The following is a 17,844-nucleotide window of genomic DNA, read 5'->3' as shown; positions in this document are numbered from 1 at the left end:
TTCCAAGGAGCACGGATATCCAGAAAATAACTTCCGGTCAAGGGTCCGGTCCGATACGGGCGATGACACGTGGAGGTGTGGGCGGAAATGCGTGGCGCCGGGGGCGGCGGTACCAGGGGCGGTGCCGAGGCCCGGCGGGGCGCGGACGGGCCCGGACGCCTCGAAGGACTGGCCGGTCCGGTCCCGCGGCGAGTGCTCGGCGCGCGGCCCGTCGTCGCGCGGGTAACAATGGTCGTGTTCATCGAGGACCGCGGAACCGGGCGACGCGTGGTCGGCGGCCGATCGATGGAACCGGCGTGACCACGTGACCGCGCCGCGCAGGAGCCCCGCCGAATTCCGGAGGGTGGCGACGATGCGGCAGGTCGGAGAGATGCACGTGGCGGAAGGCGCTGCGGTGTCATTCAGCGCAATCGCGGCCGTCCGCCTCGATCAGACGCACTGCTGAGCGGATACACCGCCCAGCGACGACCGGGGTGATCCCGTGACTTCGTGCCCAGGCTGCGGTGCCGAGGTGCCGACGGATGTCCGGACCTGCGGGCGCTGTGGCCGACCCAGGAGCGACCGGTTCGACGAGGGCTCCGGCAACCGCGACGGCAGTTGGAGCCCCCGGCCGGACCGTCCGCCGCCCCCGCCGGAGGGCCGCCCCGGCCCCCGTCCGGGCGGCGGCGACCGTCCGCGTGCCGAGGCGCCGGGGCGGCACGGCGCACCGGAGTCCCCGCCGCCGCCCGCCGGCACCGTGAGCGTCGTCGAAGGGCAGGTGCACGGCGCCCGGTTCCGGACCGAACAGCAGCGGGACACCTCCGAGGCGGTGTGTACCTTCCGCGTCGAGCGGTACGACGACTCCGGGAACCGCATCCAGCTCATCCCGGTGGAGATGCGCGGTTACCGGGTGGAGGGCTCCATCAGCGACGGCGACTGGGTGCGGGGGACCGGCAGGATGAAATCCGGTACCTTCCGCATGACCGAGGTGGAGAACCTCACGACCGGGGCCGACGTCCGCGCCAAGGGCATTCCCCGGATCGCCCTGGTCTTCGTCTTCGTCCTCTTCGCCCTCATTCTCGCGTTCATGATCTGGGGCGCCGTTCAGATGTTCAGCACCGGCTGAGCCAGGAGTCCGCGACGCCCGTCGAAAGCCTCACCACGCAGGACGTGGACCGAGCGACTCACCACCCCATACCGGGGGCGGGAGCCGCGCCCTCCGCCTCACGCCAGGCCGAGTGCGGTTCCGTGCGCCTGCAGCGAGGAGACCGCCGCCGTGATCGCGGGCCGTCGGGCCGCCTCCGTACGCCACAGCGCGTACAGCCGCCGTACCGGTACGGGATCCAGCGGCACCGCCACCACGCCCGCGGGCAGTGGCCCGCGCCCCAGCCGCGGGATCATCGCCACCCCGAGACCGGCGGCGAGCAGGGCGAGCTGGGTGTGGTTCTCCTCCGCCTGGTGCCGGATGTCCGGCTCGTAACCCGCCGTCCGCAGCGTCCGTACGAGCCAGTCGTGGCACACCCTCCCCGGCGGCTGGCAGATCCACCGCTCCTTCGCCAGCTCCTCGCGCCGCACCGCGTCCCGCCCCGCGAGCCGGTGGCCCTCGGGCACCAGCAGATCGCACCGGTCGCCGCCGATCACCGCCTGTGCCACGCCCTCCGGGGCGGGCAGCGGGGCGATGTCCCAGTCGTGCGCCACCGCCAGATCGATCACGCCCTTGGCCACCAGGTCGACCGAGAGATGCGGATCGACCTCGGTCAGCCGGACCTCCAGTGCCGGATGGTCCCGTTCCAGCCCGGCCAGCACACCGGGCAGCAGCCCGCGCGCCGCCGACGCGAACGCGCCGATCGACAGCCGTCCCGTCGGCAGCCCCCGGCGCTCCTCCAGCGTGGTCTCCGCCTGTTCCACGATCGCCAGCAGCCGCTGGCCCGTCGCGGCGAGGTGGAGCGCCTCCTCGGTCAGCGCGACGCCGCGCCCGCGGCGTTCGAGGAGGGTGGTACGGGTCTCCCGCTCCAGCTTGGTGATCTGCTGCGAGACCGCCGACGGGGTGTATCCGAGCGCGGCGGCGGCGCCCGCGACGGAGCCGTGGACGGAGACCGCGTGCAGCGCGCGCAGCCGGGAAAGATCGAGCACCGTGGCCTCCGGGGTTCTCGCCGATTCAGCGGTGTGGGGCTGATCGGTACCGCGTCCGGTGGTCGGTACCGCATTCATTAGCGTTCCTCAATTCCACCATGAAGGAATCAGCGCTGGTGCTACATGGTCGGCGCGGGTGATCCTCGGTGAATGCGTCCCCTCCACATAGCCCTGGCGGCCCTGGTCGCCGCCGTCTGGGGTGTGAACTTCGTGGTCATCGAAGTCGGCCTCGGGCACTTCCCGCCGCTGCTGTTCTCCGCCCTGCGCTTCCTGGTCGCCGCGCTGCCCGCGGTCTTCTTCGTCGGCCGGCCCAAGGTCGCCTGGAAGTGGATCGTGGGCGTCGGCCTGACGCTCGGCGTGGCCAAGTTCGGGCTCCTCTTCATCGGCATGGACCGCGGCATGCCGGCCGGTCTCTCCTCGCTCGTGCTCCAGGTCCAGGCGGTGTTCACGGCCCTCTTCGCGGCCGTGGCGCTGGGCGAACGGCCGGGAAGGGTGCGCGTGCTCGGCATGGTCGTGGCGCTCGCGGGCATCGGGGTGGCCGCGGTCGACGAGGGGACAGGCGGGCCGGTGTTCGCCTTCGTCCTGGTGATCGCGGCGGCCGCCTGCTGGGGCGTGTCCAACGTGCTGACCCGCAAGGCCGCTCCGGCCGACTCCCTGAACTTCATGGTCTGGGTCTCCACCGTGCCGGTCCTGCCGCTGCTCGGCCTCTCCCTCGTCTTCGAGGGCTGGGACCGCGACGCCGCCGCGCTGGCCGCGCTCGACTGGAGCGGTGCCGGGATCATCGTCTACGTCGCGTGGATCACCACCGTCTTCGGCTTCGGCGTCTGGGGCTACCTGCTGCGCCAGCATCCGGCGTCGTCGGTGGCCCCGTTCACCCTGCTGGTGCCCGTCTTCGGGATGTCCTCGGCCGCACTGCTGCTGGGCGAGTCGGTGAGCCCGCTGCGGTGGTGCGCGGCTGCGCTGCTGGTGGGCGGAGTGGCCCTCACCTCCCTCGCGGGGACGCGGCGGGGGCGTACGACGGCGCCGGAGCCCGAGCCGAGGTCGGCTCCGGCTCCGGCTCCGGCGCCGGAGCAGGGGCTGATGGCGGCGGTGGAGGGTGTGGAAGCGGACACGGGGCCGGGCCGGGAATCTCCGGCGTCTCGTGTCGTCTGACTTCGCCAGGTGCGGTCGTCTTCGCCGAGGCGGACATCGTCACTTCGCCTTGTGGCCGTCGTGTTCTCGCGCATGACACCCCCTCGACCGTTCGCCCTGTGCGGCGAGCAGCACGAGTTGCTCAGCCGACGGGGCAACACGCTGCCGTCGGGCGGGAGCTCGGACCCCGCCTCCGGTACCGGAACGCCCCCGCCTGCGCGGAAACGCACAGCACGGCCAGCCCGTCCCGCGCGCCGGTCTGGCCACCCACGTATGCGCGGAGGCCATCTACACAGGGGGACCCACAAGGCAGCCGACCGAATCCAGAGCGAGGTGCCAAGGGAAGCTTGCGGGCTCACCACGCTTCGGAGGGTGCGACTCGTACCCATCCGGCCCGTCGAGGAGGACCACGCCTTGCGCCCGCAGGTCCGCAATGCTGCGGGCCACCGCCGGCTGGCTTCCCTGCGCCTGGTTGAAGTAAGGCATGGCCACCACCGGAACCCCCAGGTGCACGCCCTCGGAGACCAGCCCCAACGCCAGGGTGTCCGCGATTCCGGCACCCCACTTGTTCAGGCTCGTGCAGGACAACGGGGCCACGAGCATGGCGTCCGCCTTCGGTAGCGCGTCCCGCTCCCCAGGCAATTTGTACTGCGACCGCACTCGATGCCCCGTCAGCGCTTCCAGCTCACCGAGGCGCGGTTCCCACCAGCGGGCAGCCGACGGCGTCAGGATCAGGCAGGTGTCCCACCCCCGTGCCTGCGCCAGGCCCACTCCCTTGTCGACGTATTCGGTGGGGCCGGCCGCACAGGCAATGAGATACAGCACTCTCGTCATGCTTGGAGTCCACATCGAGCGGCCAGCGCACGCAACTCGCCGCTTGGGAGGGGCGTTGCGGCAAGAACGTCCTTCACCAGCGCCATGGTGCTGGGCCTCCCCCGGAACTCTTCAGGGGCAAGCCTGGCAGCCTGAACGAGAGAGGCCGCAGCAGCCTCTTTCTTCCGTGTCAAGAGTTGAGCGCGGGCCAGAGTGATGAGGTGCCCGGCCCGACGTTCATTCCTCAGCTTTCGTACATCCGCATCGGTCACGGCCTCCGCGGCGTCCAATGCCGACCAGCCGTCCTCGAAACGGGCCAGGACGTCCACCCGGTGCAGCGCGACGTTCGTCGGGCCGAAGTTCGTCCAGTCCATGTTCAAGTCCGCGCCCTGCTGGTCGGCCAGTTCGCCGGCCAGTTCGCCGGCCTGATCGACGTGCTCGATGGCGGCCCGGACCCTGGATGCCGTTCGTTCCTGGGCGGACGCGCTGACCGCGGCCGACAGATACAGCATGCCGAGGGTCGACAGACCGAGCGGTCCGGCCGTTGACAGATCGTCCTGGAGGCGCCGCGCCGCCGCTACGGCGAAGCTGATGGCTGCTGCGGACTGCCCCTGGGAGGCAAGGGACTTGGCGACCCGGCGGGATGCGGCACCGATGGTCACCGCATCCCCGGACTGTTCTGCCGCAGCCAGGGCCCGGTCTGCGACGACCGCAGCCTGCACGGCTGTCGCCGGTCCGTACTTGTGGAGGAAGCTCGTTGTCAGTTGCAGTACTCGGGAGTGGAGGGCGTGTGCTTCCGCTGCCTCGTCGCCTGCGCGGGCGGCCGTACGGCCAGAGCCGACGACGAGGGCGGGAAGCTCGCGGCCGAGCGCCAGGTAATGGCAAGCCTGGAACGCTTCACAGCAGTAGACGAGACGCTGGCGCAACTCGTCGAGCGGCAGCGGAGGAGTGTCGTCCTCCGCACCGCTGTACAGCACGTCGATGACAGCCGCGGCTTCTGCCGGCGGCTGGCCGGGAGTCGCGGCCGATGAAGGAGTGTCGGTCAAGAGTTGTTCCAGGGGGATCCGCAGTACTTCGGCAGCCTTCACGACCACCGACAGGCGCGGATCCTGCTGCCGTTGACCGCCCTCCAGATCTTGCACCCATCTACGGGTTTGTCCCATCAGCCGCCCGAAGTCGGTTTGTGTGAGGCCACGACGCTCTCGCCAGTAGGCGATGCGGCGACCGATGCGACCAGCGTTCATCAAGGTCTCCCGAACGGGGCACGCACTTTGCGTGCCCATCACGGTTGTACCGCGCCCTACGGTGCGGGCAGAGGTGATCCGCAGAAGTCTGCGTCCAATGAGTATCGAGAGGAACCAGGGGTCGACGTGGTGATGACGATCAAGGTGTACGAGGTGGACCGGCACGGCCGGACGCGCGTGATCCGTCCGAAGGCCGAAGTCGGTCCGGCCAGGACTGTGGCCCTGTCGACCACGCTCCCGCCGTGCCGGTGCAACCGGTGCAAGGGGGCGCGATGACCACGCGGCCCGCGCAGTCGAAGCCGCCCGTGCGGCCCGGCTTCGGCTGGTGCCACTGGCACAAGGGTCCGTCCGGGACCGCGGTTCTGGTCGACGTCATCGAGCAGGGCTCCGGCCCCGGGATCGGCCTGTACGCGTGTGCCCCGTGCCGGGAACAGCGCCGCATTCGCCCATACGGCGAGCAGCCGTGATTGCGCCCGCACCGGCCACCCGGGAAGGGCTCGTGCCTGCGTGCCGGATCGGCGAGCACGGGGAGTGTCCGTGGCTGGGTGTCACCCGTCGGACGGGGGCTCCGGAGTGGGAGGTGCCCATTGAGACGCGGTGGTGCGCATGCCCCTGCCACCGCGTCGGATGACACTGCCGAGAGGGAACGGGGTGCCTACTGGGTCCCAGGTGCGGCCGGCCCGGCGCGGCGTGGGGGCGTCCGTTCCGGCTGGCACACCGAACAGCCGAAACGGGGTAGGAACCGCGTCGGCCCGCGACGAGGGTGGACAACGGGCGGGTGCGGTGGTCAGGGGATCGGCCGCATCTCGTCGAGCAGGTCGACGACTGTCAAGGCCATGCGCCTCAGGAGTACTCGCGGCCCAATGAGGTCGTCTGCCGGTGCGGTGGAGACCAGGTGCCGTGCTCTCTCGATCACGTCATCGATCGGGCCCGACCGCACGATGAAATCGGGCACTGCCGCGACGAGTTGCATGAGCGCGCCACGGGTTCGGCACAGGAGTACGTCGACCTCGGCCTTGCCAGGGAGGAACTGCTCTCCGAGAACCTGCTCCAGATCCTTGAAGATGCCGCTCAACACCGTTTCGGACAGAGGTCACCTGCGCAGCCCAGGTAGCACCCGCTCCACGGCTTCCGTGCTGTTGTCGACAGCACCGAGAACGGGATGCGCCTCGCCGTGGAGTGCCGTCCTCGCCGGGATGGTGGCAAGCATCATTGGCCCGCTCCGGAACCTGCGTCGATCAGGCACCAGGTGATGCAATTGTCCTCGCCGACTCCCCACTCGTCGGCGAGTGCACCGACCAGGAGCAGGTCGCGGCCTCCCTCCTGGTCGTCTCCGGGGAGGCGCGGTTCGGCCCGCGCCCCGGAAGATCGCCTCTTGCCGCATCACTTGCACGGCTCGCCTCGCCTCCCCGCTACCGATTCGGGTATCGGAAAAGGACATTGGCGTCGCGCTCAGCAACGGCAACGACAAACAGAGGGCGCTGCTGACCATTGACGCCGCCACCAGCCATCTCAGATCCGGTGACGCGGATGCCGCATTCGCCCTGGCATCAAGCGCCCTTGGAGAAGGCATCCGGCTCCGCTCGGGAAGGATCGTCGAACGGGCGCGACGTCTCCGCTCCAACTACACGGATCCCGGACGCACCGCTATGGTGCGCGAGTTCGATGCTCAGCTACACGCGACCTATCTGTAGAGAGACGGCCACATGCGTATCGGTATCACCGGCCACCGCGGCCTCCCTGAGAACGTGGCCGAACAGGTTCGTGCCGGCCTCGCCGCTCAGATCGAGACGTTGGACACCACCGACCTCGTCGCCATCAGCTGCATCGCCGACGGTCCTGACGCATGGTGGGCACAGACCGCGCTCGACGCGGGCGCCAAGCTCGAAGTCGTCATCCCGGCAACCGAATACCGGGCCGGACTGCCCGACTGGCACCACCCCGACTACGACCACCTGCTCAGCAAGGCTTCGGACGTTCACCGTACCGGGCTTATCGAGTCGACATCGGAAGCTCACCAGGCTGGTAGCGAAATCCTCGTGGATCTGTCCGACCACCTCCTGGCCGTATGGGACGGCAAGCCCGCCCGTGGCTTCGGAGGGACAGCGGATGTTGTCAGCTACGCACGCGAAGCAGGCGTGCCCATCACCATCATCTGGCCGGACGGGGCCTCACGGTAGAGAAGACGAGGTCGCCCGGGCCTACAACACGCGCCGACTGCGTACTCGTCCGCTGCCGACGGCGCGGGCCTTTGATACCTGCTCAACTGCTGAGGGCCGGCCCCTGCGGACGAATCGGTCGTAAAGTACCGCGGCGAGGACACCACCGATCACAGGGCCTACCAGGCTCGCCCACCAGCCGTTGAACGAGCCGGCGGCGATCATCGGGCCAAGACCGCGGGCCGGGTTGACCGCGGCTCCGTCGCTGGGGCCGCCGATGAAGACCGCCGCGGCGAGGGCGAAGCCGACCACGACCGAGGCAACGGGGGCCGGGAACCGCTTGTCGGTGACCGCGGCGGTCACCACGAGGACCAGCACGAAGGTGATCAGGATCTCGACGACCAGAGCACGGCCATCGCCCACCCCAGGCGCAGGGTTGGTGGCACCGAGGTGCGTGGTGGCCCGCGCGGCGTTGCCGTGAATGGCCCAGGTGGCGAGGGCACCGAGGATCCCGCCGATCATCTGGACGGCGACGTATCCGGGGACATGCCGCCACGAGAACTTGCGGATGACAGCCATCGCGACGGTGACGGCCGGGTTGAAGTGCGCGCTGGATACGTGGGCAAGGCCGCCGACCAGTGCGGCCAGCGTCAGTCCGTTGGCCAGGACGACGGCCAGCGAGCCGTAGGCCGGTCCGACGATGGTGCTCGCCAGGCCGGCGGAGGTGGCGGTGGCGGTTATCGCGAAGACCAGGATGAAGGTCCCGATCAACTCAGCGAGGTATGCGCCGGCCACGCCGTCGGAGTATGGCGCCCCAGAGCTTCTGGTGGGAACTCGACTACGCTCTTTGACCTGCACAGACATGTTTCACTTCCTTAGCTGAAACGCACGGCTGGTGCTGAGCCCTGAAGGAATGTCCGTCGCGCCGAAGGAATGTCCGTCGTGCCGAAGAAAGGCGCCCTGACGGCCGCGGTCGCGCCGAGGAAGGGCGCACAGACGGCGTGTCGACCTCCCCGTTCTTCACCCGCATCTCCAGGCTGCGGAAAACGGTGTCGGGAAAACGGTGTCGCTCGTCGGAGTCGTCAGAGGTGTCGGTCGACCGCTCGCCGATGTCGCCGCAATGGATGGGGACCCGACGCGGGAGTTCGCCCCTTTGGTCGGCAGGCGCTCCCTTCAAGCGTACGACGCAGCTGTGGAGGTGTCTCCTTGCAAGCTGTTGTCCTTTCGACCACGTGGTCGCTCGCCTGCGCGGGGACCACTCCACTCTTCCTGAGCTGCGGTTTCAGGGAAGCTTTGCGGTCTCACTGCCCACCGCTCGTCCGCCCGGCACGCCCATAGTGCCGTTTGGGCGTCCAACCGTCCTTCCGTCCGCCGTCCTGCCGTGCGGGGAGCCGACAGGCGCCCTACCGCCCTGCCGCCCCCAACCGCAGCAGGTGGTCCCGCCCGGCGGCCAGCAGGTCCGGCAGTTCCGCCGCAGCCGGGTGCCACCGCTTCTCGTACTCCCAGCAGACCCAGCCGTCCCAGGTGTCCCCGCCGAGCGCGTCCAGACAGGCGGCCAGCGGCAGTACCCCGGCCCCGAGCGGCAGCGGCGTCGGGTCGTCCGCCGAGGCGATGTCCTTGACCTGTACGTAGCCCAGGTGCGGGGCCAGCACCGCGTGGCCGGAGGCCGGGTCCTCGCCCGCGAGCCAGGTGTGCATGACGTCCCACAGCGCGCCGATCCGCCGGTGCCCGACCGCTCCGACGACCCGGGCCACGTCGGCGCCCGCCCGGTGCGAGTCATGGGTTTCGAGCAGGACGCGCACGCCCAGGTCCTCGGCGTGCGGCGCGGCGGCGGCCAGCCTCCGGGCGGCCGTCTCGTCGGCCGTCGCGGGGTCCTGGCCGCCGCCGCCCGGGAAGACCCGTACGTTCTGCGCGCCCAGGTCGTGGGCCAGCTCCACCAGGGCGGCGATCTCGTCCAGCACGGGCCCGTCGTCGCCCTCGGCCGCGACCCGGGCGTATCCGGCCACGGTCAGGATTTCGACGCCGTGCTTCTCGAACTCCTCGGCAACGGCGGCCCGTTCGGAGGCCGAGAGGCCCGGGTGCACCGGCTCCTCCGGATGGGCGCGCAGCTCCACGCCCTGATAGCCGTGTTCGGTGGCGAGCCGGACGACATCCGCCATCGGCATGCCCGGCACCCCGAGGGTCGAAAAAGCGAGCTTCACGTGCGTGGTCCTTCCGTCGTCGCCGTTCGCCACTGCTCGGCTTCCGGACGCACGTCACGGCTCCCCGTCGTTCAGCACGGCTCTCGGAGCAGCTGCTCCAGACTACCCAGCAGCCGCAGCGCGTCCGCCCGCTGACGTGGGTCCAGCCGACCGCCCGCGCCCGGCATCCCGGTATCGGCCGGCGCGTACGCCACCACCCGCAGTGCCGCGGCGGCCTGCCGGGCGAACATCGCGAGCAGGTCCAGTTCCCGCAGGTCCGTGCGGGCGCACGGCGACGGGTCGAGCACCTCCAGCACGCCGAGCACCCGGCCGTCGCTGATCAGCGGGGCCGCCATCAGCGCGCTCGGCACGTACTCGGTGGACTCGGCGAGCGACCGGTCGAAGGACGGGGCGGCATTGAGGTCGTCCACCACCATCGGCTCGCCCGAGGTCGCCACCCAGCCCGCGATCCCACGCCCGGCCGGGAAACGGCGGCCCACCAGGAACTCCTCGCCCTGTCCGGAGACCGCCTGGAACACCAGCTCGTCGGCCTCCTCGTCCAGCAGGAAGACCGAGCTCGCCGCCGCGCCGAAGATCGCCCGCGCCACGTCGACGACGGACTGGAGAAGTTCGCGGCGGGCCGCGGCCACCGCCGGGAGCGTCTCCTGGGCCGTTCCCGGAGTCGCTGACGTCACTGACGCTGATTCGGTTCTCGGAGTCATCAGACCTCTCCTGCCGGATCGGAGGACCGCGGGCCGAACCGCACGTTCGCCGCGGAGAGATAAAGAGCGTTCTTGAGCTGGAAGGCCGTCATCCTGGGGTGTGCCGACAGGAGACGCGCGCACAGCCCGCTGATGTACGGGGTCGCGAAGCTGTTGCCAGTGGTACGGATCGACGTGCCGCCCAGCCAGGGCACCGACACGTTCTGGCCGGGGGCGAAGAACTCCACCGGCGGTTCGGGGTTGTAGAGGTGCAGATCCGGGTCGTCCTCCTGGTGGCTGCCCACAGAGATCACCGACGCGAACCGCCACGGATAGCTCTCCACCGGGCTGTTGTGCGCCGAGGCGACGACGACCGTGCGGCTGAAGTAGGCGTGGTCGGCCAGCGCGTGCAGCTCCTGGGCGAACCGGGCGCGGGTGGTGGACAACGACAGGTTCACCACGTCGAAGCCCTGCTCGACCGCCCACCGCAGCCCGGCGAGCAGGACGTCCCCGGTGCCGGAGAACCGTTCCCCCAGGACCCGGACGCTGTACAGCTCGCACTCCGGGGCGGTCCGGCGGATGATCCCCGCGCACGCGGTGCCGTGCCCGCAGGTGTCCCCGGTGTCGGTCTCCCTGACCTCGGTGTCGCCGGTCTCCGGGTCCTTGACCACCACCCAGGAACCGGCCACCGGCCCGACCCCCGGATGGTCGCGCTCGACCCCGGAGTCCACCACGCAGACCCGCACACCCCGCCCGGTGCCCGGCACGGGGCCGCCGTCGCCACCGCCGTCGCCGGGTCGGGGACCGGGGTCGGCCCGTACCACCACGTCGTCGGGGCCGCGCCCCCGCAGACTCCACGTCAGCCCCGCGTCGGGCGCGGGGGCGTGTGCCGGGGCCGGCCGGGATGCGGGTGCGGGTGCGGGTGCCTGTCCCGGTCCCGGTCCGGGGGCCGTTTCCGTGGTCGTCATCCTCAGCTCTTCTCCGTCGTGGCCGCCGCCGGTCCCGCGGCGAGCCGCGCCGCCCACCGCTCGCCCGGCAGATGTCCCTTCTCCGCGAACCGTTCCCGGGCCTCCCTCGCCGCCGCCGCTGCCCCGTCCGGATCGTCCAACAGCGCCAGCGTCCGCGCCCGGTCCAGCGAAGCGGTGGCCCGTACCAGCGGCGAGTCGGTCAGCAGGGCGTCCTGTACGGCGCGGTCCGCGCGGCGCAGGGCCGCTTCCCGCTCCCCGGCCTCCGCCGCCAGCCGGGCGCGCAGCCCGGCGAGGTCCACCCGGTCCGCGTGCGGCAGCGTCCGGGGCGCCCCGACCTCTTCGAGCCACGGTCCGGCGGCGTCCGGCCGGCCGTCGTCGAGCAGCAGCCGCGCCGCTTCCAGCGCGATGGCCGGCCGCATGGACCGGGCCCCGGCGCGCGCCGCCGCGCGGTCCGCCCGTACGAGCAGGCCCAGGGCCGGATCGGTGTGCCCGAGCAGCGCCTCGACCGTCGCCCGGAACACCGGGATGAAGACCTCCGCCTCCGCGTAGCCCAGGTCCTCGGCCAGTTGTTCCGCCTCGGCCAGGCACTCCCCGGCCCGGTCCGCCCGGCCGTGCAGCGCGTGGAGCACGGCCAGCGGACAGTTCAGCGTGGTGCGTACGGCGGGCCGTCCGGCCCCGTGCGCGGCGAGCAGGTCCCGGCAGCGCGCCACCGCGACCGGTACCGGCTCCGGGCCCCGCCACAACGAGATCCCGATGGCGCCGAGCGCCGCCGCCCGTTCCGGTTCGGCCTCGGCCCGCACCGCGTGGTCCAGGGCCAGCGTCAGATCGCGGTCGGCCTCCTCGTGCCGTCCGGCCCGCTGCAACTGCTGTGCCAGCCGCAGCCGGGCCCGCGCCTGGCCGACGGAGTCGCCCGCGGACTCGAAGAGCGGCAGCACCGCGCGGGCGGCCGAGGACACGCTCACCGCGCCGGGGTCCAGCGACGCCAGCGCGAGCCGGGCGTGCGCGGCCTCCACCGGAGCCGCCTCGACGGTCAGGACGCGCCTCAACAGGCGCTCGCCCTCCTCCGGGTGACCGAGGGCCAGCCGTACCTCGCCGAGCCGGCGCAGCGCCGGTGCCGCGGCGGGGTCGCCCTGCGGATGCAGGCCCACGGCCCGCTCCAGCAGTCCCTGCGCCCAGTGCAGATCGGAACGGGCCAGCGCCTGCGCCCCCGCCGACGCGAGCGCGGACGCGGCCCGGATCCGCAGGGCATCGGCCCGGCCGTCGGCCAGACCGAGTTCGGTGCGGTACCGGTACGCCCGCTCCAGGTGACCGCCGACCGCCGCCTGGCCCGCAGCCGTCACACTGGGCAGTTCGGCCGCCCAGGCGTGCCGTTCCGCCTTGGCACGCTTGGACATCGAGGCGTACGCGACCTCCTGGACCAGGCCACTGCTGAACCGGTGCCGTCCCGCGTCCGGATCGCCGCCCGGCGCGGTCTCCACGAGACGGCGCCGCCGCAGCCGGGCCAGCGCCCGAGTCACCCGGATCCGGTCGTCGTCCTCCGGAGCCGATGGCCCTTCCTCCAGCGGGGGGCGGGAGAAGAGGGAGGCGGGGGAGGCTTCGGGGGTGCCGGAGACATGGTCGGGGTGCTCGTACGGGTCGCACAGGCCGTACCGGTCCACGGTCTCCGCCGCGCGCGCGGCCCGGGTCAGCCGGACGAGTTCCGGCGCGGTGAAGTCCCGGCCGAGGACCGCGGCCAGGTCGAGGGTGGCGCGTTCGGTGCGCTCCAGCGCGCCGATCCGGGCACCGAGCAGCGCCTGCAGGGTCGGCGGAAGCGCCGGTTCGCCGGTGGTACGGGGGCCCGGGGGCGGGGCCGGCCGGTCCGGCCCGGCGGGGACCAGTAGTTGTTCCAGATACAGCGGGTTGCCCTCGGCGCGGTCGTACAGGTCATGGCCGTGGAGATCGTGCCCGTGCGCTTCATGCCCGTGCGCGCCGTGCGCGTGCGTCTCCTGCCCGCGCGTCTCGTGTTCGTGCTTCTCGTGTTCGTGGCCGTGGGGTCCGGTGCCGTGCGTTTCGTGCCTGTGCGTTTCGTGTCCGTGGCCGTCCCCCGCGGTCGCGGTCGCGTCCGCCGTTCCGGTCAGTGCGCGGACCAGGAGGGCCGCCTCCGCGCGGGACAGACCGGCGAGCGGCAGGACCTGGGCCGGGTGTGCGGGGGGATCGGTGGCGGGCGGGGGGCCGTCCGGGCGGCCCGGGCACACCATGAGCACGCCCACCCGGCCGAGCGGCCCGGCCAGCCGGTCCACCGTCCGCACCAGCAGCGGCTCGGCCCAGTGCCAGTCGTCGATGACCAGCACCACCGGGAGCCGGGCCGCTGCCCTGCCCAGCACGCTGATCAGGGCCGCGCACATGTCCTCGAACGGGGCGTTGGGCGTGCCGTCGTGCAGCAGGCCGCCCCGCAGCACCGCCCGCGCGTCCGCCACCGCCGCCCTCGCCCGCCCGGCCGCCGCGCCGAGGGCCTCCCGGGCGTCGGGGGAGGCCAGCGCCTCGCGTACCGCGTCGGCCAGCGGGGTCAGGGTGCCGTGGTCGCCGTAGCTCCGGCAGCGCCCGGTACCGATGACCGGTCGGCCCGGTCCGGCGAGCCCGGCGAGCCATTCGCGCGCCAGCCTGGTCTTGCCGATCCCGGCGTCGCCGACCAGGCGGACCAGCCCCGGACCCGCCTCGCGGGCCGTCCGGCCCAGGGCCTCGTCCAGCACCGCCCGTTCCTCCGCCCGGCCGATGAACGGCACGTCGAAGCGGCGCAGGAGTTCGGGGTCGTCGGCGCCGAGCGCGATCAGGCGGTACGCGGTCACCCGGTCGCTCTTGCCCTTGAGCCGCAGCGGGCCGACCTCCTCGACGACCACGGTCGGCCCGGCGGCCTCCAGGGTCTGCGGGCCGATGAGGATCTCGTCGGTGGCGGCGTTCTGCTCCAGCCGGGCGGCCACGTTCACGGTCTCGCCCGAGACCAGTGCCTGCCGGGCGCCGGCATCGGAACCCGCTACGACCGTACCGGTGTTGACGCCGATCCGGACGCTGAGCCGGATGCCCAGCGAGGCCTCCAGCTCGGTGTTGAGATCGGCCAGTGCCTCGCGCATCCCGAGCGCCGCGGCCAGCGCCCGCCGCGCGTCGTCCTCGCGCATCACGGGCACTCCGAAGACGGCCATCACGGCGTCGCCGATGAACTTCTCCGGGGTGCCGCCGTGCGCCTCGATCCGTTCGCTCATGACGGCGAAATAGCGCAGGGTCACGGTGCGCAGGGTCTCCGGGTCGAGCTGTCCGGACAGGGCCGTCGAGCCCACCAGATCGCAGAAGACCGCGGTGACCAGCTTGCGCTCGTCCCCCGGAGGCGTGGTCGCGGCGGCTGCTGGGCACGGGGTGCCGCAGGACGGGCAGAACCGTGCATCGGCGGGCAGTTGGTGCTGGCACGAAGTGCAGTTCATCGGCGCTTCCTCTCTGCTCGTCGCTGCTCGCATCTGCTTGTCCGCTTCTCTTCTTGCCTTCGCTCGTCTTCGCTTGTCTTCGTCGGCTTCCGCTGGAACCGGTGGGCCCGGTGCCGGTAGGGCTTGTTACTGGCACCGGGCACGGCGCCGGCGCCGAGAGGCCCTGGAACAGGGCGCAGCCCGGCCCCGCCTCCGGCCGAATGGCGGCAGTTCGACGACGGCCCCTAGTGCCGCTCCCGGCACTAGAACAGGGCGCCGCCCGCGATCTCGCCGTGCGCCTCCACTTCTGGTCCGACGGCGTCCAGCCGGGACTTGATGTCGAGCAGCACGGTGAGTTCCTCCGGCGCGAGGTCGTTCAGCACCCGGCGCTGTTCATCGGTGAGCAGATCGACGGCGAACCCGGCGCCGTACAGCACGGCGAGCCGGTCCGGTGGTTCGGTCATGACGGGCCTCCCATCGAGACGGACCGTCCGGCCCCCCGCACCGGACGGTCCGATGCGGTGCGCCCGAGCCGGACGAACAACTGGGTGAGCGCGTCGGTGGTGTGCAGGGCGCTGACGGCGACGGCCGTCTCCTGCCCTCGTGACAGCGGCATCCGGTCGAGCAGTGCGTGCAGCTCGGCGGTATGGCCGTCGTCGAGGTGCGCGTGTTCGTGCACGGTACGGAAGGCCGGTGCGGGCAGCCCGGTCAGCCGGGCCAGCCGGGGGGCGAGACCGGCGGCCGGGGCGTGGCCTTCCAGGACGGCGATGTAGCCGAGCAGCGCCACCGGGTGGTGATGTTCGATCCAGTAGTACTGGGCGCCCGCCAGCGAGGCGACGAGCGGATCGGGCATCCGGTCCACCGCGTCCCGGGGGTCGGCGCCGGCCGCCGCCAGGTCCTCCAGCAGCCAGGCGTCGTGCTCCGCCTCCTCCCGGACGTGACCGTCCAGATAGGGGACGAGCGAGGTGCTCAGCGGATCGCCGTACCGCTCCAGCAGCGCGGCCCGTTCGGCGGCACGTTCCATCAGCGGTACGGAGGCGCGGATCACCGCGTGCATCGTGCTCAGGTACGCCTGGTAGCGGGGCAACAGGCCCTCGGTACGCCACAGTCCGGCCAGGGCCGTCCGCAAGGCCGGTTCGGCGAAGGACAGCTTGACGCGCAGCCGCTCGGAGGCCGACAGCCGGTCGGCCGCCGATGGGCCCTCGGAGGCGGACGGTCGCTCGGAGACGGACGGGGTGGTCGGTTCGACGGCGCTCATGTCCGGGTGCCTCCCGTCACCTGGTACGGAGCCGGGTACGCGGCCGGTGACGGACTCGGTGACGGAGTCTGGTCGGGGGTCTGCTCGCCGCCGCCCGGGGCCGCCACCAGGTCGGCGTACGCGGCGCAGCCGTGGCGCCTCACCAGGGCCACCGGCCCCTGGGCGTGCTGCTGCCGGGCCGCGGTCAGGTCCAGCAGCGCGCCCGCGGCGCCCGCTGCCAGGGCACCGGCCGCCGCGACCACCTCCGACCGGTCGCCCAGCGCCCGGCAGTCCCCGCAGTAGGAACCGGCCGGGACGCCCGGCGCCCACCGTTGTCGCAGGTGGGCAGGGCCGACCGTGCGGACGAGCCGCAGCAGCGGGGACCGCAGCGTCCGCGCCCGTACGGAGGCCCAGTCGTCCTCCGCGACATGACCGAGCCGCAGATGGGGCGGGGCGGGGCGGCGGTCCACGGTGTCCTGGTTGCAGCAGGCCAGGACCGTCCCGTCGAAGGCGACCACCGGCCAGGCGGCCATCGCGCACGGCAGCGCGCCCCCGCCGCCCGGCTCGTCACGGGCGGCAGCGGTACGCGCCGGGCGGGCCCAGGACGCCGCACGGCCGAACGGCCGTACCTCGTTGACCAGGGACGGCACCGCACCGCCGAACGTCCGCTCTATGTCCGCGGTCACGTCCGCGAGATAGGGGTCGTCCTCGCCAGTCCCGGTGAGGTGGAAACTGACCGCGACCCCCAGCCTGCGGATCTCGCGTACCGCCCGGAACACCGCGGCCCGGGGCACCTCCCGTTCGTGATGCAGGTCGAGACTGGCGGAGAAGTGGTCGAGCGTGCGGACCGCCCGCCGCACCGGTTCCGGGAGCCCGCCCGACCGGGCGAAGAACATCCCGCTGAGCAGCGCGGTCCGGGTCCCGGCGGCCCGCGCGGAACGGGCGAGTGCGGCCACCAGGCGTGGTCGGAGCAGCGGTTCACCACCGGTCAGCATCATCACCTCGGGCCGGTCCGCGGCGCTGAACGAGGAGACGAACCGTTCCAGCTCCTCCGCCGGCGGTTCCTCCCGCACCTCCGGCGCGGAGCCGGTGGAGCAGTGGGCGCAGCGCAACGGGCAGCGCCGGGTCAGGGTGACCAGTACTCCACCGGCCGGGACCGGCCGCAGTCCGATGAGTTCGGCGAGTTCCATCCGGCCGTCTCCATTCGGGCGTAGGCGGGGCGTGGGGCGTGGCAAGCGTGAGTGCGGGAACTCCGCAGAACGCAGGAGGTACAGGAAGTGCAGGAAGTACGGGAGGACAGGAAGTACGGGGACACGGCGCGCGGACGCCGTGCGCGTACCCACCGTCCGGCCGGACGGTTCGGCACCGGTTCGGGGCCGGCTCGAAACCGGTATGCCCGCAGGCAGGGCGCCGCATGACGGCACGTCACCCTGACCCGGTGTCCGTGCTCGCGTCTGCTGCGGCCTTCGCCAAGCCCCGGTGAACAGGCGCGATACCGCGTCCATACCGTCACCGAGCCATTTGCCAGGCCCGGCTTCCTAACTTTCTGGTCAGCGGCAGGCACCCGCCGGCCGCACCGGAAGGACCGGGCCCCGCCCGGACCGACCTGAGTTGACCGCGATAGATGAGTGGACGGAGACCACCATGTCCGAGAACACCAAGCCCGTCGCCGACGACAACAACGAGACCCCCGAGGTCGAGGCGCACTCCGTGCTGGACCTCCAGGAGACCGCCGTCAACCACGAGCGCGAGATCGACGGCAGCTGCGTCAGCACCGTGAGCCTCGTTCTGTCGGAGCAGTAAGGGCTGATGACCGGGCCGCGGCGCCACCCCGGGGAAGGAACGTCTTCCCCCGTGGCGCCCGGCCG

At 72.1% G+C, this 17,844-nt stretch carries 16 protein-coding genes and 1 pseudogene; 5 read left to right on the top strand and 12 right to left on the bottom strand.

The features are described 5' to 3' along the window. Positions 1-736: 736 nt before the first annotated feature. The gene (locus tag AMK22_RS09135) at positions 737-1,105 is read left to right on the top strand and encodes a hypothetical protein (RefSeq protein WP_073783176.1); all 369 of its coding nucleotides are present in this window, start codon (positions 737-739) and stop codon (positions 1,103-1,105) included. Positions 1,106-1,203: 98 nt separating this feature from the next. On the opposite strand, the gene AMK22_RS09130 is transcribed toward AMK22_RS09135, so the two are convergent. Beyond that, positions 1,204-2,112, bottom strand: a complete 909-nt coding sequence (locus AMK22_RS09130) for a LysR family transcriptional regulator (RefSeq protein WP_073783571.1) — start codon at positions 2,110-2,112, stop codon at positions 1,204-1,206. A gap of 150 nt (positions 2,113-2,262) precedes the next feature. Here AMK22_RS09130 and AMK22_RS09125 point away from each other — a divergent pair, with 150 nt between their 5' ends. Then, positions 2,263-3,264 (top strand): EamA family transporter, encoded by a 1,002-nt coding sequence (locus AMK22_RS09125; protein WP_079186004.1) that lies wholly within the window; start codon positions 2,263-2,265, stop codon positions 3,262-3,264. Positions 3,265-3,531: 267 nt separating this feature from the next. Here the strand turns inward: AMK22_RS09125 and AMK22_RS09120 are convergent, their stop codons facing one another. Together AMK22_RS09120 and AMK22_RS09115 are read right to left on the bottom strand one after the other, a co-directional pair. Beyond that, positions 3,532-4,077: a flavoprotein gene (locus AMK22_RS09120; protein WP_073783174.1), complete on the bottom strand. Its 546-nt coding sequence runs from the start codon at positions 4,075-4,077 to the stop codon at positions 3,532-3,534. Continuing rightward, positions 4,074-5,300: a helix-turn-helix domain-containing protein gene (locus AMK22_RS09115; RefSeq protein WP_073783569.1), complete on the bottom strand. Its 1,227-nt coding sequence runs from the start codon at positions 5,298-5,300 to the stop codon at positions 4,074-4,076. The genes AMK22_RS09120 and AMK22_RS09115 overlap by 4 nt, the downstream gene beginning before the upstream one ends. Positions 5,301-5,572: 272 nt before the next feature. Between AMK22_RS09115 and AMK22_RS09110 the strand changes: the two genes are divergently transcribed. Next, entirely contained in the window at positions 5,573-5,767 is a 195-nt protein-coding gene (locus AMK22_RS09110; RefSeq protein WP_073783172.1) for a hypothetical protein, read from the top strand. Between the two features lie 320 nt (positions 5,768-6,087). Here AMK22_RS09110 and AMK22_RS09105 read toward each other — a convergent pair whose 3' ends face one another. Beyond that, positions 6,088-6,375, bottom strand: coding sequence for a DUF6415 family natural product biosynthesis protein (locus AMK22_RS09105; RefSeq protein ID WP_143203531.1), 288 nt, complete (start codon positions 6,373-6,375; stop codon positions 6,088-6,090). 631 nt (positions 6,376-7,006) lie between these two features. Here AMK22_RS09105 and AMK22_RS09100 point away from each other — a divergent pair. After that, on the top strand, positions 7,007-7,480 hold the full coding sequence (locus AMK22_RS09100; protein WP_199883169.1) for a hypothetical protein: 474 nt from the start codon (positions 7,007-7,009) through the stop codon (positions 7,478-7,480). 21 nt (positions 7,481-7,501) lie between these two features. Here AMK22_RS09100 and AMK22_RS09095 read toward each other — a convergent pair whose 3' ends face one another. The 8 genes and pseudogenes from AMK22_RS09095 to AMK22_RS09060 form a co-directional block, all read right to left on the bottom strand. After that, complete coding sequence (locus AMK22_RS09095; RefSeq protein WP_073783168.1) at positions 7,502-8,254, bottom strand: MIP/aquaporin family protein; 753 nt, start codon at positions 8,252-8,254, stop codon at positions 7,502-7,504. A gap of 608 nt (positions 8,255-8,862) precedes the next feature. Beyond that, entirely contained in the window at positions 8,863-9,660 is a 798-nt protein-coding gene (locus AMK22_RS09090; protein WP_073783565.1) for a sugar phosphate isomerase/epimerase family protein, read from the bottom strand. A 71-nt stretch (positions 9,661-9,731) separates the two neighbouring features. After that, positions 9,732-10,361 carry a GAF domain-containing protein gene (locus tag AMK22_RS09085; protein ID WP_073783166.1) on the bottom strand — a complete coding sequence of 210 codons (630 nt, stop codon included), beginning with the start codon at positions 10,359-10,361 and terminating at the stop codon, positions 9,732-9,734. Beyond that, positions 10,348-11,308: pseudogene (locus tag AMK22_RS09080) on the bottom strand (S8 family peptidase); the annotation flags it as partial. The gene AMK22_RS09085 and the pseudogene AMK22_RS09080, both read right to left, overlap by 14 nt. A 2-nt stretch (positions 11,309-11,310) precedes the next feature. Continuing rightward, a complete protein-coding gene (locus AMK22_RS09075; RefSeq protein ID WP_073783164.1) occupies positions 11,311-14,760 on the bottom strand; it encodes an adenylate/guanylate cyclase domain-containing protein in 3,450 nt (1,149 codons plus the stop codon). Positions 14,761-15,002: 242 nt separating this feature from the next. Then, positions 15,003-15,203, bottom strand: a complete 201-nt coding sequence (locus tag AMK22_RS09070; protein WP_073783162.1) for an aroma-sacti cluster domain-containing protein — start codon at positions 15,201-15,203, stop codon at positions 15,003-15,005. Further along, positions 15,200-15,997, bottom strand: a complete 798-nt coding sequence (locus tag AMK22_RS09065) for an iron-containing redox enzyme family protein (protein WP_079186002.1) — start codon at positions 15,995-15,997, stop codon at positions 15,200-15,202. The genes AMK22_RS09070 and AMK22_RS09065 overlap by 4 nt, the downstream gene beginning before the upstream one ends. After that, a complete protein-coding gene (locus tag AMK22_RS09060) occupies positions 15,994-17,166 on the bottom strand; it encodes a radical SAM/SPASM domain-containing protein (protein WP_073783160.1) in 1,173 nt (390 codons plus the stop codon). Before AMK22_RS09060 ends, AMK22_RS09065 begins: the two co-directional genes overlap by 4 nt. 454 nt (positions 17,167-17,620) lie before the next feature. Here AMK22_RS09060 and AMK22_RS39975 point away from each other — a divergent pair, with 454 nt between their 5' ends. Beyond that, positions 17,621-17,779 (top strand): hypothetical protein, encoded by a 159-nt coding sequence (locus AMK22_RS39975; RefSeq protein WP_199883168.1) that lies wholly within the window; start codon positions 17,621-17,623, stop codon positions 17,777-17,779. The last annotated feature ends 65 nt before the right edge of the window (positions 17,780-17,844 follow it).

Origin of the sequence: Streptomyces sp. CB01580 (assembly GCF_001905795.1) — a bacterium.
Taxonomy (GTDB): Bacteria; Actinomycetota; Actinomycetes; order Streptomycetales; family Streptomycetaceae; genus Streptomyces.
This window is presented reverse-complemented; position numbering and strand designations above follow the sequence as displayed.